10 protein-coding genes are annotated in these 16427 nt (G+C 58.7%); 6 read left to right on the top strand and 4 right to left on the bottom strand.

The genetic code is table 11. The annotated features are described in order from the left end of the window. Positions 1-141: 141 nt before the first annotated feature. From SH410x_RS20340 to SH410x_RS20330, 3 genes are all read right to left on the bottom strand, one after another. The gene (locus SH410x_RS20340) at positions 142-1299 is read right to left on the bottom strand and encodes a leucine-rich repeat domain-containing protein (protein WP_473670337.1); all 1158 of its coding nucleotides are present in this window, start codon (positions 1297-1299) and stop codon (positions 142-144) included. A 190-nt stretch (positions 1300-1489) separates the two neighbouring features. Next, positions 1490-2806, bottom strand: coding sequence for a Gfo/Idh/MocA family protein (locus SH410x_RS20335; protein ID WP_473670336.1), 1317 nt, complete (start codon positions 2804-2806; stop codon positions 1490-1492). Between the two features lie 405 nt (positions 2807-3211). Next, a complete protein-coding gene (locus SH410x_RS20330) occupies positions 3212-4324 on the bottom strand; it encodes a transposase (RefSeq protein WP_473670335.1) in 1113 nt (370 codons plus the stop codon). A gap of 509 nt (positions 4325-4833) precedes the next feature. Here SH410x_RS20330 and SH410x_RS20325 point away from each other — a divergent pair. The 6 genes from SH410x_RS20325 (at position 4834) to SH410x_RS20300 (ending at position 12802) form a co-directional block, all read left to right on the top strand. After that, positions 4834-6012 carry a DegT/DnrJ/EryC1/StrS family aminotransferase gene (locus SH410x_RS20325; protein ID WP_473670334.1) on the top strand — a complete coding sequence of 393 codons (1179 nt, stop codon included), beginning with the start codon at positions 4834-4836 and terminating at the stop codon, positions 6010-6012. Between the two features lie 43 nt (positions 6013-6055). Continuing rightward, entirely contained in the window at positions 6056-8170 is a 2115-nt protein-coding gene (locus tag SH410x_RS20320) for a tetratricopeptide repeat protein (RefSeq protein WP_473670333.1), read from the top strand. Beyond that, the gene (locus SH410x_RS20315; RefSeq protein ID WP_473670332.1) at positions 8167-9183 is read left to right on the top strand and encodes a MotA/TolQ/ExbB proton channel family protein; all 1017 of its coding nucleotides are present in this window, start codon (positions 8167-8169) and stop codon (positions 9181-9183) included. The genes SH410x_RS20320 and SH410x_RS20315 overlap by 4 nt, the downstream gene beginning before the upstream one ends. Then, a complete protein-coding gene (locus tag SH410x_RS20310; protein WP_473670331.1) occupies positions 9184-9588 on the top strand; it encodes an ExbD/TolR family protein in 405 nt (134 codons plus the stop codon). It abuts the gene before it with no gap. Between the two features lie 12 nt (positions 9589-9600). Beyond that, on the top strand, positions 9601-11376 hold the full coding sequence (locus SH410x_RS20305) for a prenyltransferase/squalene oxidase repeat-containing protein (protein WP_473670330.1): 1776 nt from the start codon (positions 9601-9603) through the stop codon (positions 11374-11376). A gap of 148 nt (positions 11377-11524) precedes the next feature. Beyond that, positions 11525-12802, top strand: coding sequence for a polysaccharide pyruvyl transferase family protein (locus SH410x_RS20300; RefSeq protein WP_473670329.1), 1278 nt, complete (start codon positions 11525-11527; stop codon positions 12800-12802). 43 nt (positions 12803-12845) lie between these two features. Here the strand turns inward: SH410x_RS20300 and SH410x_RS20295 are convergent, their stop codons facing one another. Then, positions 12846-16340, bottom strand: coding sequence for a PVC-type heme-binding CxxCH protein (locus SH410x_RS20295; RefSeq protein WP_473670328.1), 3495 nt, complete (start codon positions 16338-16340; stop codon positions 12846-12848). Positions 16341-16427: the final 87 nt, after the last annotated feature.

Raw genomic sequence — 16427 nt, 5'->3', positions numbered from 1 at the left:
GTTGCCGGTCAAACTTCCGCTGAATCAACAGCCTGCCCCGCCACGGCATCAAGGCGGCGAATCAGAGGGCTCATCCGTCTGTCGGATGAGCCCAAGGGTTTTGCTGCCAATGTTTGATACTGAGTCGTTTGACTTTCGTCGCTACTGTCCAGCGATGTACTTCAGCTGGATGTCCGTCTCGGGCAGTTTCTTCGCTAGTTCAGCAACCCCTTCCTCGGTGACTGCGGTACGAGTCAGTTTCAAATCCTTGAGTGCCTTCAAGCCTTCGAGGTTCGGGAGGCCGGCGTCAGTGATCAGCGTCGAGCCGAGGTGCAAAAACGTCAATTGATTCAAGCCGCTCAGAAAGGGCAGCCCCGCATCAGACAATCGTGTGTTGTCCAGATTGACCGACTGCAAATTCGTGAGATTTTTGATGGGTTCGATTCCCGCATCGGAAATGTTCAGACGCCACACATTCAGTTTCTTAAGCGAATTCATCTCAGCCAAAGGTGGCATCGCGTCATCGGAAATTTGCGAACACTCACTTAGATCCAGTTCTTCCAGCTGAGTCAATTTGGGAAGTGATTTCATGCCCTCGGCGCCAATACCCGTACCTGCAATGCGCAGTTTCTTGAGATTGGGGAACGCGGCCATCACCTCAATCGCTTCATCACCAATGGTCGTCCCCGCCATGTAAAGTTCTTGGAGGTTTTGAAGACTGCTAATTTCTTGCAGTCCTGCTTCACTCACCCATAAGAAATCCACAGCAAGCACTTTCAAGTTTTTCAGCTTGGCGACGCTTACCATCCCGTCGTCGCTGACGTCGCAGTCACCGCTTTTTCCCGAAAGTCGCAGTGCTTTGAGTTTCGTTAGGTTGGTCAAGTGAGCCAATCCATCATCGCCGATCGCGCAATCACGCAGGTCGATGTTCTCGAGCGACTGGATCTTACCGACGTGGGACAGTCCTTGGTTGGTGATCGCCGTCTCGGCGAGCAGCAGCGAACGCAATCGTGGTAAATCAGCCAATGCTTGCAACCCATCGTCGCTGACATCGGTTCCCCTCAGGTCGACCTCGATGATTTGCCCATTGCCATCACGCCGCAACTTACCGTTGAGTGCTTCCACCTTGGAGACTGCGGCGGGAGGATCCGAGGGTTTTACCGACTGCGGTGTCGTTTCTACAACCGCAGCTTCTTCTGAGATGGAAGGGGACTCCAGCGACTTGTCAGTCGTGGATCGATCATCACGCGAGCCGCAACCGGAAACAAAAATGATCAAGCCGAGGAGGTAGCTTGATTTCGATCGAAGGGTGTAGCGCAAGTGAATCTCTCTGAGGTCTGTGGGTGGGATGGGGGGCAGCGGAATCGGAATCGGAATCGAAACATCTTCCTGTCCAAAATCACATACAGGAATTGGACAGGAAGATGGGAGGCAGGGAGTTAACAAGCAGCGCTTCGTCTCGTCTTTTTCACGGTTTGAGCACCGCCCGTTACTCCACATTGGGCAGCGGCTACGCTTTTACTTCCCAGCCGTCGCGATACTCTTTGCGTAGATACTGATCCGCTTCGGGGCAGTTGGTCGCTTTGAGATTCTCGCCGTCCCAGTCGAGTTGTTTTCCGGTTCGATAAGCAACATTGCCGAGCAACACCGATTCCGTCAGTGCTCCGGAATAGTCGAAGTTACACGTCGTTGGGGAGCCGTCTTTGCACGCTTGGATCCACTCGGCGTGATGACCGATCGAGTTCGGGATCGTTTCTTCGGGGGGCTGGAAATCAGCGAATTTCTCTTTCGGGAACAGCTTGTAGTTGCTGTAGTTCGCATACAAGTTGCCCTCGGTGCCAACGAACATCACGCCGCTGCCCGGCACCCGTTCGCCCGCGACTTCCTTCGGCGTGAGATTTCCGTCGTACCAAGTCAGGTTGACCGGTGGCAGGGTTCCACGCGAGGGGAACTTATATCGAACGATCAGGCCTAACGGGCACGTCTCGGGATGAACCTCAGCTCCTTCGGCTTCGCACGAAACCGGGTGTTTCAGATCCAATGCCCAGAACGGCAAATCCATATAATGGCACCCCATGTCGCCGAGGGTTCCCTGCCCGAAGGTCCACCACCGACGCCACTGTGCGGGGTGATAACGACCTGCGGCGTAGGGGCGTTCCGGTGCTGGCCCGAGCCACAGGTCCCAGCTCAAGTGGGCCGGTGGAGCGCTCGTTTCTTTCGGCAGTTCACCACCGCCCCAGCCCTTGCCAACCCAAACGTGGACTTCCTTGATGTCGCCGAGCACCCCAGCTCGAACGATTTCGACAACACGTCGGTAGTTGTTTTCAGCATGAATCTGTGTCCCCATCTGCGTGACGACGCCCATCTTCTTGGCCGTCGTCGCGATGATGCGGGCCTCTTCGACGGTGTGTGTCAGGGGTTTCTCGCAATAGCAATGCAGCCCCGCCTTGATGCCGCGAATCGCCGCAGGTGCGTGATTGTGGTCGGCCGTGGCGATCACGATCGCATCCGCCTCGTCCGCTTTCGCATCAATCATTTCGCGATAATCATTGAACGTCGCCGCGTCTTTGAACTGGGATGACGCTCGGTCCAAGTAGTTCTGGTCCACATCGCAGAGCCCGATGATGTCCTGCGACTGAACGCCGTTGACATTGGCAGAAGCCCGATTGGCCGTTCCCACGCATAATATTTTCAGTTTGTCGTTTGCAGACTTCGACGGTTCCGCCGCTACGCTACTCCAGACACCTGCCGACAATGCGAACCCTGCCGCACCTCGAAGTACCTGGCGACGATTAGGGGGTTGAATTTGCTTGGGCTGATCGATCATTGATTTCTGCTTTCGTGGAGGTGTTTACGCAAGATCAAGCGTGGAAGGGGAAGCGAGGTGGAAGGCCCCGGATTCATGCTACGCAGTATAACAAAAAAAAGAACGAGTTGTTCTGCCGCGTCGGAGGAACAATTACGGGGACAGAGCATTTCATTACGGGACAACTATGGGGACAGAGCATTTTTTCAAGGGACAACTATGGGGACAGAGCATTTTTTCAACGCATCGAATTTTATTTAGTTTGGTGCGGCCCGCCGGATCTAGCTTCCCAGCAGCTGGGTAGACGTGCGTTTTTCGTTCTCAAATCGCCATTGACGCCGAATAGGTGCTCAAGCAGCCAGCCGGGCGCGCACCTTCATCGCTGGGCCATCGCAACCACCACTTCGGAGGTATCGAAAGTCGCAACTAATCCGCGGCCGTCAGCAACGCGCGGGCTCGGCGGCGCAGATGATACCGCCGCTGCGTCCGATGACAGCGCATCGAATCGACGCACTCAGGCCGTCCGGCCACGCTACAGAACAACTTCCCGAAATCTCGGACCACTTCACACCAGGTCTCCGCATCGAGCCCCAGGCGGACCAGCACCGGTGAGAGCGTCTTCGGCGTGCAACCACTCTTGCCAGGGGCCACCTGTCTCGCCGTCCAGTCCAGCAGCTCCAGGTATCTCTCCAGCGGCATCGCCAAAAATCCCTTGTCGCTACACCGTCTGCCCGACTCGCTCGCACACGGACCCACTGGATCCGATGCCTCGTCGATCGTTAGCGGCGACAGAAACTCATCGCCCAGCATTGTCGGCCGACGACTCCGCCCGTCCCGAGTCTCCCCACCGCCACCGTCTTCTACCCGCCCCGGATTTTCCCCGGGTACCGCTTCCACCAACGCACCGATTCGTCTTTGTACCGATGTGTGATCGCTCTGCTCGATCGTCTCGCAGATCGCTGCTCGGATCGGGTTCAAGTCCACATAGGCGGCGCAGGCCAGCAGCGAGGCCTCATCGGCCAACCGGGTCGCCCGGTACCGATCTTGGAAAAACCTCCCGTTTTCCTCTTCCTCCCTATTTGCCCGCATTGCCACACGCTGGCACAGCAACCGCATCCACCAACTGAAACTACTCAAACGTTTGCGAATTTCGGCACGTCGAATAGGACACCCTGCAATCGATTTGATCTCGGGCTGCGATGGCGTCATCGGGGAACCATCCGCTTTACGGCGATGGGGACAGAGCATCAACCACCGCCGCGCCACCTCTTCATCGTTCCAAGTCGCCACCACATCGGGCCGGGATCTTAAAATCAGATGAAAATGGTTCGAAAGAATCGAGAACGCCAGCAGGTCGATCCCAAAACAGGCGGCAAATTGCTGCAAGTACTCTTCGATCCAGACCTTGCGGTGATCGAAGTTTTTCCCGGAAAACTCATCGTTTCCGAGGAGGTAGCAGCGACGGCATGTCCTTGAAATGACATGCCCGATGACCACCTCATCAGGATCAAACACTTCACTCCGCGCCAAGCGAACCATCTCACACCTCTCGAGGGAAGAGAACCGGCAAACTCATCTAATGAAGGCTATACCTCGTGTTGGGATAAGTCAAATACCTCGGTGTCAAGCTCTGTCCCTCATATTCTCTCACCTCTCGAGGGAAGAGAACCGGCAAACTCATCTAATGAAGGCTATACCTCGTGTTGGGATAAGTCAAATACCTCGGTGTCAAGCTCTGTCCCTCATATTCTCTCATATTGAGTCGCTGGGGTGGTGAGGTATCTCGTCAGTGATTGATCGACGCATTGGTTCCGGAGAGGGGGGGGGAGCTTGGTGATTCTGCTAGCGTTCGGAATGAAATTGCGAAATGCAGATACGGCAGAGACCAACAAATTTGAGCAGCCCAGATTACCCTATTTTTCTCTTGACCCATGATGCCGGAGAGTCGTACACATGATCTTGAGTGCTCACGGCTACCGCAGTCGCATGAGCAAGCCGAAAATGGAATTTCGGGTTTTCCTCGCTCAATTTCACGGATGATGACTCTCATGGCCCAACAGCCCCAAACCAAACCAAATCCCGCCGGCGTGCCACTCCTTGATGTCAATCGTGACAATGGGCCACACCGCGAGGAATTCATCGAAGCGTTGACCGATGTGGTTGATAGCGGTCGATTTTTATTCGGTCCCGACGTGACCGAACTCGAGTGCGAACTGGCAGGCTATTGCCAAGTCCCCAATGCGATTGGCTGTGCTTCGGGAAGCGATGCGCTGCTGCTTGCTCTGATGGCGCTGAACATTGGACCTGGCGACGAAGTCATTGTGCCGTCGTTCACGTTCTTTGCTTCGGTGAGTTGCATCACCCGGCTCGGTGCGACGCCGGTGTTTGCTGACATCTTGCCGGGAACGTTTAACATCGACCCTGATTCCATCGAGTCCTTGATTGGCGCGCACACCAAAGCCATCATCCCCGTTCACCTGTTCGGGCAATGCGCCCAAATTGATCGCATCTGTCAGATTGCCGGTGAGCATGACATTCCAGTGGTTGAAGACGCCGCTCAAGCTATCGGTGCGGCATACCATTCCCGCCCCGCCGGCAGCTGGGGTGCGATCGGCTGTTTCAGTTTCTACCCCACCAAAAATCTTGGCGGCATGGGCGATGGAGGCATGATCACAACCGTTGACGCAGGACTGGCCGATCGATTGCGATTGTTTGCCGGTCACGGCATGCGGCCTCGTTACTACCATCAAGTCGTGGGAATCAACAGCCGGCTCGACACGTTCCAAGCGGCTATCTTGCGAGTCAAACTTCGCCATCTCGGCGACGCCATTGACGCACGCACGGAAGTCGCCGCACGCTACGACCGTCTCCTGCAGGACGCGGGCGTGATTGACAACGATGCGATTACCCTGCCGGTTCGCGACGAAAATGCGTTCCATGTGTGGAACCAGTACGCACTTCGCATCGGTGGCGGACGCCGTGATCAATTGCGTAGCTTCTTAGCCGAACGCAACATTGGATCCGAGATTTACTATCCGGTCCCGATGCATGAACAAGAATGCTTTCAAAATCTGGAATTCCGGCACAACGGATTGTCGGAAACGGAACGGGCCAGCCGCGAGGTGCTCAACCTTCCGGTGTTCCCCTCTTTGACAGAAGCCGAACAGTGCCGTGTGGTCGAAGCGATCGGATCGTTCTACGCAGTCGCTGCCAAAGCCGCTGCCTGAACCCACAGACGATAGACTTCTTTTCTCCCGGCGAGTAATCACGATGGCGCGGACGGACGACTCGACGCTCGGTCACCCCAACTTCCTCTGGCATAGGCATCCCGACTGCATCTCGGCAGCATCGAGGCTGCGCGTGCGTAGGCAGTTTTGTGGTGGCAATCCAAGGCGGAGTGGTGGGTTGCTATCTGCGATGCTCGCCCTGGTGGTATTGCTACCGACGTGCTCGTGGGCAGTTGCTGCCGACGAGCCGACTGAGGCGATTCTAAGTCCGGAGGAAGCTGTCGGCAGTGACGACCTCGACGTTGCCATCGCCGCAGTCTCCTCGCTCGACCTGCGTGATCAGCCGACCCTGCGCTCGCTTGCCGCGGTCGTTCGTATTGCCAGACGGTGCGAGCAAGAGCAGCGACGCGAGGAGGCCGCGGAAATCTATCACACCGCCTCGGCGATCAGTGAACGCCTCGTTGATAATGACACGGAGGGACTGCCCGGCGAGAAAGCCGCGGTCATTTGGAATGCCTCGGCGTCCTCGCTCACAGCCTGCGGACGTCATGCCGACGCTCTGCGTTGGTCGGCGCTCGCGGCAGAGTCGGCGAACGAGGCGGCCATCATTAGCCGTACCGGAGACACGCTGCTCGCCATTGCCGCAGGAGCACTCGATAGCAACGACAAGCTCACCGCCGGGAAGGCATACCGGCTCGCCATCGAAATGTTCGAGAAGCATCCCTCGCGACAGGTTGGGGTGGATATCGCCACAGCACGACTGGGCTACGCATGGACACTCGTGATGGCTGCCGAAGAGAGCGGCAAACCCGATCATCTTGAGAAATCGCTTGCGGCCGTCGAGGATTTCTTACAGCATCATCCCAAGCATTCCGACGCTGCGTCAGCGTTTTTACTGAAGTTGAATTGCCAGACTCGCCTCAACGATCTGGAGGGTGCTGAATCAACTCGGACAGAATTACTGCGCCGACATCCGCGCACCTCGGCGGCCTGTGAAGCCGTCAAGACAGCGTGCGCATCGGATCTCAAGCAATCCGAATCACTGCAGACGTATTTAATTGAGCGATCTCAATATGTGCTGATGTCACCCATCACAGCGGGGAATCTCGATGTGCTACAAACTGGGGTGCTCGCCTCGGCGACCGCGGGCGATCCCGAAGCGGAAACCGCATACGCGACCGCCTTGGCGTTGATCGATGAACAGGGGAAAGTCGCGACCCACGTCCTCGAGCATCTGCAGCAAAGCGGTCATTCAGCGGCCGCTCAGCGGATCGCGATGAGGTGGTTGTCGGCGCGAGATGAGAGCCTCAGCGATCCCGACAGTCTCAGTGCAACGATGCAAGAGAAATCGGGCATCTTGATCACAGGTCCCGTTCGTGAAGCCGCCTGCCGCTGGGCAGGACGTACCGGTCAATGGTCCATGCTGGCAATGGCTGCCGAAGATGAACCCGGTTTAGATGAACCTCAAAACACAGAGGCGGCTAAACAGGCTGCTGCCGCTCGCGGTCGGTCTTTGCATGTCGAACGGTTGTTCGCCGAGGCACTCTTGCAGAGCGGCAAAACAAAACGCTCGTTGAGACTTTGGGAACGCATCGTCGATGACGGTGGTGCCGATGATTTCGCGACACTGTTGAGGTTGGCTGAAACAGCGGCCGAGGTGGGATCCATTGCCCAGGCGGATATCCGCATTGCCGCTGCTCGTGCCGTCGCGATGCAGGCGGAACGAGCGGGCGAGTCGTCGGGTGGCGTTGCGATGACGAATTTATTGACAGCCAATCTCGAGATTCGGCAATTGCGTTTTGATCGCGGCCGGGCGTTACTCGAGCAAATTGTCCGTTCGAGCGGCGCCGATACGAATTTGCGAGGGCGCGCTCAATGGATGATTGGCGAGACGTTTTTCATGCAGGAGAAATTTTCGGAAGCCATTGCCGCGTATCGCCAAGTTGAAGCGATCGGCGACTGTGATCAATGGACCGCCGCCGCTCTCGTGCAGGCGGGCAAATCGTTTGAGAATTTGGGGAGGACACGCGAGGCAACCATTTGTTATTCAGCACTCGTTAGCCGGTTCGGTGATTCGCCACACGCCAGCGGCGCTCGTCGCCGCTTGGCCGCCCTGACGACCGACGGCACTTCGTCCACAGGCACGATACGACGATGATATACCCTCGACTCTCTTCCCTGACGGTACGACGCACGCCCCTTTCCGCACGTTGCGGCGCTGTCGTGTTGCTCCTGGTCGGGATGACCGCAGTGACGACGACGGCGACGGCACAGGTGCAGGGCTCTGGAACACCCTACGGATACAACCAAGGCGGATTCCAAAACACATCCCCGTCCAACGGATATTCGGGTGGGACAGGCTTCGGCCCGTCCTCGGGGCCCGTCGCACGGATCGCAGCAGCACCTCAGGCGAACACGGCAACGGCGAACCAGTTTTCGATTCCTGCGGCGCCTGCAGAGGCGGCAGCCGAGCCCGATACGGAGGAGGCATCGTCCTGGGAAACGCCCGCCATGATTCGTAAAATCAGCGAGGGCGGCTGGCTGATGATCCCACTGGCGATCGCCTCTTTGATCGTGATCGGTCTGTCGCTTGAACGCACAATCGCCCTGCGGCGATCACGCGTGATTCCCAAGCCATTCGTACGACGCTTTACCGAATGCGTTGAAGACGGCCAATTGAGTTACGAAGAAGCCACGTCGATTTGCGATGAATTCGATTGTCCCGTTGCGGAAGTCTTTCATGCTGCCGTGCGGCGTTGGGGGCGTCCGATGATGGAAATTGAACAAGCCGTCATTGACGCAGGTGACCGCGTTGGTGAATCCCTGCGTCGATTCCTGCGTGTCTTCCACGCGATCAGCAACGTCACGCCGCTGATCGGATTACTCGGCACCGTGCTGGGGATGATTGAAGCATTTGAAAATCTGGGTTCCCAAAGTGGTGGGCAGAGCGATCTGCTCGCCGCTGGCATCAGCACAGCACTGATGACGACAGCCGGTGGCTTGAGTGTGGCGATTCCCGCGTACCTTGCCTACATGTACTTCAGTGCCAAGTCCGATCGTTATCTCGGCGAGATCGACAAACTCTGTCAGCGAGTGATCGATTGTATCTCCGCCGAGGGGCTGGAGAACTCCGGTGCAGGTCGCGCTCCACGCAAACGCAAAGCCGCTTAGATGATACGACGTTCCAATCCCGAAGCGGTAACGATTAACCTGACGCCAATGATTGATGTCGTGTTCCTGCTCGTGATCTTTTTCATGGTCGGTAGCAAACTCGACAATGGCGAGAGCCATTTGCAAGTCAACGTGCCGAGCGTCGGGCAAATGAACTCGATGGCGCGGCTTCCCGATGAACGCATCGTCGAGTTCACTGCCGAGGGCACACTCACGCTCGACGGAGCGGCCGTTTCACCAGATCAACTCACCCATGTCTTGCGTTCCCAGCACAGTAGTTACCCCGCACTCAAGGTCGCCGTTCGCGCTGATGACAGTATTCCATATGGCGAAGTTGCCGGAGTCCTGCAAATGGTCCGTGCGTCGGGTGTTGAGCAAATTGGGGTGGCCACTAAACGGAGGTAGCGAGCGATCAACGTGAATACTCCGTTTCTCCATGAGGACTTGTTCTGGCATAACCCGACTGCCGTTCGTTTGATCGCGCTGCTCGCGGTCGGCTTGCTGGTGGCGACGGTGATGCTTTTGCGTCGCCGCAAAAGCAGTGGGCGCGCCGCGGCGGTAATCTGTTTGCTGGTCTCGATCGGTCTGCACGCGGCGATGCTCGTCTATGTCCCACGGATGTCCATGTTCTTCTCGGGCAGCGGCCGAATGGACGATCAAGACGTCGAAGCGGGCAGTGGCCAGGTATCCGTTGCGGTCTTTGACCCGAGTCTCACGGCGGCAGACATTGCGGCTGACGAAAATGACAACGGGGATAGCGACAGTGACGAGAGTGCTTCGGCGATTTCGCCGCTGGCGTTAGCGCTGCCCATCGCGGAGCTTGCCGAGCCCGCTGAGCCCGCGGGCGATGATGAGAGCGATCCTGTTGATGGGCCGCCTGCCGCTACAGTCGCGGAAACCTACCGTGACCTGATGCCCACCACGCTGGCATCGGCAACGATTCAAACGCCTGCGGATGCGGGGAGTGACCTCGACGACGCACTCGGTGATTGGTTAGCGCAAACGCTGGCTCCCCCCGTCGAGGAACCGCCTGCCGAACCCCCCCCCTCACCTCCGGCTGAGAAAGTGGCGACGGTGGATCGACCGGTCGACGAGGCGAAAGCGACTGCGGCTGCCAAGGCATTGATCCCGGGCGAAATCGACTCCGATTTTGCTGCCCGGCAGGGGGCCGCGAAAACCGAAGCGATCGAGGCGACGGGTGGGGACGCGAGTACCGAAGCCGCTGTCGCAGCGGCGCTTCGTTTTCTGACCGAACAGCAACGCGCCGACGGCGCATGGGATCCACTCTCCAGCGGTGCCGGTCGTGAGCGAGCACCGCTGGGTTTGGAACGTGGTGGAGCTGGCAAGCGCGCTGAGACGGGGCTGACTGGTTTGGCTCTGCTCTCGCTGCTCGGGGCGGGCAATACCCATCAATCGGGCGACTACACTGATTCGGTCTACCGCGGCTTAGTCTATCTGCTCGGTCGACAACGTGACGATGGATCGTTGGCGGGTGATGCCTCGGTCTATGCGGCGCACTACTGTCACGCCATGGCATCTCTGTCGCTGGCCGAAGCGGCCGCGATGACGGAAGACCCCGCCGCGATCGAGGCGACACGCCGCGCGATCGCGTACTCAAAATCTACTCAGCATCCGGTCACGGGCGGATGGCGCTACACCCGCGGCGATACCGGAGACCTTAGCCAGCTGGGTTGGCAAGCCTTGTTGATTGACGGAGCACGGCGGGCCGGAGCGCTCGATGGCCAGGAGTCGATGCAGCGTGGCGTCGAACGATTCCTCGCGACCGTGCGCAGCGGGCGAGCCGGCGGTCTGGCGAGCTACCGGCCCGGCGAACGAACCAGTCCGACGATGACCGCCGAAGCGCTCGCGATACGGTTGTTACTGGGCGAGAAAGTGCACGAGGATGCTATCCGCGAAGCCGAAGCCGTTCTGCTCGCCTCGCTCCCTGGCCAGCAGGTTGGACCTGATAACTACTACTTTTGGTACTACGCTTCACTCGCCCTCCACCAACGGCAAGACGACGCCTGGCAAACTTGGAATGCCGCGATGAAACAGCGTCTATTGGCCACGCAGCGTCAGGATGGCAGTTGGCCGGACACCAGTTTATGGGGTGGCTACGGCGGCACGGTCTACACCACCGCGATGGCCACGCTATGCCTGGAAACCTATTATCGACACGAGCTCCGCCGGTAGGGGGGGGGGCGTTGGCAGAGCGGTGGTGGCGACGGCCCAGCATTGCACTGGGGGTCTCCTCGTGCACGCGGGTGAGGCGTCCCACGGGGGCGGGCGATATTCGATATGATATCACCCCATCCAAACGGCACGTTCTGAAAGCAACAACATGCAGCGTCGACAATTTCTATCTCAATGTGCAGCCGCCTCGTTGGTCGCTGCGATCCCAAGCTCTCTGGCGGCAGGCAGCCCGGTACGCCCACCGCGGATCTTGCTGCGTTCGTCCTGGCAGTGCGTCAACATCGGCGACATCGCGCACACGCCCGGCGTCTTGTCGCTGTTAGAGGAGCACATTCCGGATGCCGAGGTGACGCTGTGGGCCTCAGGAAACTTGACGGACGAGGTTGCCGCAATGGAGCACCGTCGGTTTCCCAAACTCAAGATTGTCAAAGGCTCCATTGACTCGCGTGGCAAAGCGTCCAACGCGGACTTGCAATCCGCCATTTCGGAAACGGACTTTCTGTTGCACGGTTCCGGCCCATCGCTTGTGGCGGCCAAAGACGTGGCCGCATTCGTGAAGCACACCGGCAAGCCGTTTGGCGTGTATGGGATCACGCACGGCTCGTTCCTGTCGGGAAACGGCCGCGACTTACTGAGCCAAGCAAAATTCGTCTTCTTTCGCGATTCGGCGTCACTGCAACTCGCTAAGGATCAAGGTGTGCAGTGTCCCGTGATGGAGTTTGGGCCTGACGGCGCGTTCGCGTGCGACCTGCGTGATGATGCGAAAGCGGACAAATTCCTCGCGGACAATGGGCTGGAACCAGGCAAGTTCCTATGTTGCCTATCGCGGCTTCGCTATACACCGTACTGGACGATCCCCGGTAGCAATCGCAAAGTAGACCCGAAGCGAGTCGCTCGCAATGAAGAGATGGCTGAACAAGACCATGCTCCCATTCGGGAAGCGATCATTCGCGTTGTCCGCGAAACCGATTTGAAGGTGCTGCTATGTCCTGAAGACATGACACAGATGGCGGTCGGGAAGGAGTACCTTTACGACAAGTTGCCAGCCGACGTGCAGCGACGCGTCGTCTGGCGCGAAAATTTCTGGCTCACCGATGAGGCGCTGAGCGTTTACGCTCGCAGCGCCGGTCTGTTCGGAAGTGAAATGCACTCACCCATCATGGCGGTCGGCAGCGGAATTCCCGCGATCGTATGTCGTTTTGCCGAGCAGACCAGCAAGGGAATCATGTGGCGAGACATCGGCCTGGGCGATTGGCTCTTTGATCTCGACATTGAATCGGAATCCGCCGCCGTCCCCGACGCTGTCCTCGCGATGGCCAGCGACTTCGCGGCCGCCCAAGCCAAGACGGAAGCGGCACGACAGTTCGTGCTTAAGCGACAGAGGGAAACGATGGAAATCGTCAAAGGCGAGATCACGCAACCCTAGAGACCCTGCAGTTCTGGCGACATCCGTTGGGATGGGCCAGCGTTCACTCAGTAGCGGATTCGGCGCGTGGATCGACTTGCAGACTCGCCAGGTAGGCGACGAGGTCACGGAGTTCTCTTGCCGAGATCAGATTGACGAGTCCCAGGGGCATCGAAGAGAGCCCCTTCTTGCGAGCGACGATCAACTCCTTCTCGATCAGATGGTGTACGCCGTCGGCGGCGATCAGCTCGACCGAGTCATCGGTCTCGGCGGCGACGATACCGGTATAAACGTTCCCATCCTCGTCCGCGATGACCGCGGTATCAAAGCCTTCAGCAATTCGAGCATTGGGCAGGCAAATCGCTTCGAGGAGCTGGCGTCGATTGAGCGTCTTGCCCACGATCGTCAGATTGGGGCCGACTTCGCCACCGGCCCGGTCGACTTGATGACAGCGGACACACGACAGCTCCGTTTTGCCAAAAAAGAGTTCTTTGCCGGCGTCCGCGTCACCACCGTCGAGTGCATCGAACCAGGGAGCAAGCGGTTCGGTGGCCTGCAACTTCTCTTCGTACTTAGCAATTTCAGCCGCCGAGTCCGGCACATACCGACGCACCGCTTCCGCCACATTGAGTCGCACGTCGCTGGGGAGCTCACCACTCAGGTACTTTTGCAGTCCGACTGCCAGATGCTGTTTCGCCCGCGGCGAATCATTTGACGCGATCAGGTCCCACGCCAGCCCACGTACTGGCTGACTCGAACTATTCGTTGCCACGATTAACCGTTCGATGGAAGCTGCCGAGTCATAGCGGCCGAGAACATTGAGACTTGCCAAGACAATCTTGATCGGTTGTTGCAGATCGATTTCACGGGCGAGTTCGATGGCGAGCGTGGGTTGCAACCGCGCCAACGCAGTCAATGCCGCTGCTCGTGTCGCCGGATTGAGTGTCTTGTTCGTGAACCGTTTCACCAGGTTCGGAGCAATTTTAACGATGCCGAGCGTCGAACCAACGTCAATGGCTTTCTCGCGAACGGCGTCACTCGCAAGCATCAGTTCATCGATTCGGCTCGTGAGCGCAGCTTTTGCAATCGAAGCGTTCGCCGCCGTCGTGTCACGCGTCTTGCCAGGTAGCAGCGGGGTCTCTGCAACCGGTCGCGGGGGCAGCGGGCTGTACTTATTGGTAACACGGCAGAGCGGGCCGGGAGCGGCCCAATCGGCAAGCGAATCGATCGCTTCGATCCGTGCCCACTCCGGCGATCGATCCGATGCAGCGAACTCGGCGATCGCGGCTGCAGCGGCCGGTGTGCCCGTTCGAAATCCAGCCGACAGCACTCGACGCAGCAGCGGGTCGGAGTCGATCGGCAGGTCCGGTTTGCTGATCATTTCCGCCAATCGTTCTTGGGCCACTGGAATGGGCGCGTCATGAATCGCCATCGCGGCTTCGGCGATCACCAGCGTGTCGGCATCGGACAGGAACTCGGCCACCTTTTCACTGCGGCGTTCCCGCAGTGCGGCCACCGCCGCGCGGCGGACGTCGACGGACTGGTGTGACTGCAGATTGACCAGCCAGGTGTCGTCGGCCACAGCTGCCAAACAGCGGATGGCGGCATGACGCAGCGCTGGATCTTTATTGGCATTCGCCTCCAGACGCCCCTGCACCGCGATCATCACGGGCCCGCCGACCTTGGCGGCGGATGGTTTGTCGCTGGCGAGTAACTCGGCTAAACTCATCATTGCATGGTAGGACACGCGGGCGTCCTGATCGTCGATGGCCGCGACCAGCTGGGCAATCGAATCGGTATCATTCTGGTCGGCCGCCAAGCGGCACGCGGCGGCGCGGATCCAAGGGCTGGCATCCTGCTGGCCAACCCGCAAGGCGGTCACCACTCGCTCACGCAGTTCAGCATGCAGTCGGACGGCGTGCTCGGCGCCCCAATACCCATGCAGACGAAAGCGAGGATCGAGACTCGTATCAAGTGCAACCTTGATCAACGGGTCGATCTCGCCCCGCCGCGCCAGTTCCCACTGGGCCGCCAACCGCACGCGGCGATCGGTGTGTGTTAGCCGTGAGCCCAAGTCGCTCGTGTCGATCTCGTCCACGCCAGCTGCCAATAGTTGACGTACTTCGGAGACAATCGGAGTGTCTTGCGCGCTCGGGTCGGTAATTCGATAGATGCGTCCTTTTCCCAAGCCTTCCCAGCCGTTGACCCAATCGCTGACGAGGAGTTCACCGCCGGGGCCGAACGCGACGTCCGTCGCCAGAACGTTCCATAGCGGTTGGTCACTCTCGCCGAGAGCGTAGAAAGCCCCGGCTTGGTTCAGTTCAAACGAACGGATGCCGCTGTTACTTGGGCCGCCGCGGAAATCGCAGATTAAGAAACGGTTTTTCAGCGTGTCGCCAAACCCAGTGCCGGGGTAAAACGCCAGCCCCGATGGACCGTCGGTGAAGTTCGCGATCGGTGGCACGAGGTGGGCAGGCTGGTCGTTGCGATGCGGTTCCCAAATCTTTTGTCGACCGAATGGGCCACGGTCGGGTAGGTACTGATAGTACATCCGCCACCCGCTATCACCGCCCTTGAGCAGCTGCACGATGCGTGCCTTGTCACCGCTGTCACTATTATTGTCGACCGTAAACCAGTCACCATAGTCGTTGAAGGCGAGTTCTTGAGGATTGCGGAGTCCGCGCGTGAAAACGGTCAAATCGCTGCCATCGAGTTCGCACCGAAACACGGCGCCTTGGTCAGGATGAGAGAGTACTCGACCGTCGGGCGTGGAGATGTGGAACCCGCGATCGCCAATCGAAAAGTACAAGCGGCCATCGTATCCCATCGTCAGGCCATGCAGGTCGTGACCACGAAACGCCACGCGTACACCATACCCATCCGACAACACAACCTGCTCGTCGGCGACTCCATCGTCATCGCCATCGGTCATCTGCCACAGTTTCGGAATGCAGGTGTAGTAAATGTTTTTGCCATGGGCCAGCACACCGGCGCCGGTCCCCTCCTCCAAGGCATGAAAGCCGTCGGCAAAGATCGTGCTCTGGTCCGCCCTGCCATCACCATCTTCATCGACCAAACGACGGATACGATCCTCTTGCTGCGCGTACGCGGTTGCCCCTTCGCCGAGCAAACGTTTGTGATAATCAATTCGGTCTTGCACCGTTTCGGCGGCGAGATCGGCGAGCACCCATGCCTCGTCGTGAGCACGGTTGTCAGTCACGCCTCGCTCTTGGCGAAATGTTTCGCAGACGAACACCCGCCCGCGATCGTCGATGTCAAACGCGACCACGTTCGCGATTTCAGGTTCAGCGGCGAACAGTTCAATCCGCCATTGCGGCTCGATGCGGATGGCCGACATCGCCTCGGCTGGCTCATCGGACGCCGGCGCCACCTCGGCAACGGCGGCCCGCGGCGAGGCTGTCCCCGCCACGTCAGCGGCCGTCCCTTCACCTGCGGCCTGCCAGAGCAAGGCGATCGCGAATAGACAGTGAATCAATCCCGTCTGGGGGCGAAATGGGCGGGCGGATTGATCAGGACGAGGCGGCGTTTTTTGCGACATCGGGCGAGCGGCGTTTGGCGGCGGCGGAGGGTGAGCGACAATTCTGCCACAATTGTGGTCTGCTTAAACCAGACAATCCCAGCAAGA

This window comes from Rhodopirellula sp. SH410 (assembly GCF_055811895.1).
Note: the sequence above shows the minus strand (reverse complement) of the source record. Positions and strands in the feature narration are given on the sequence as shown.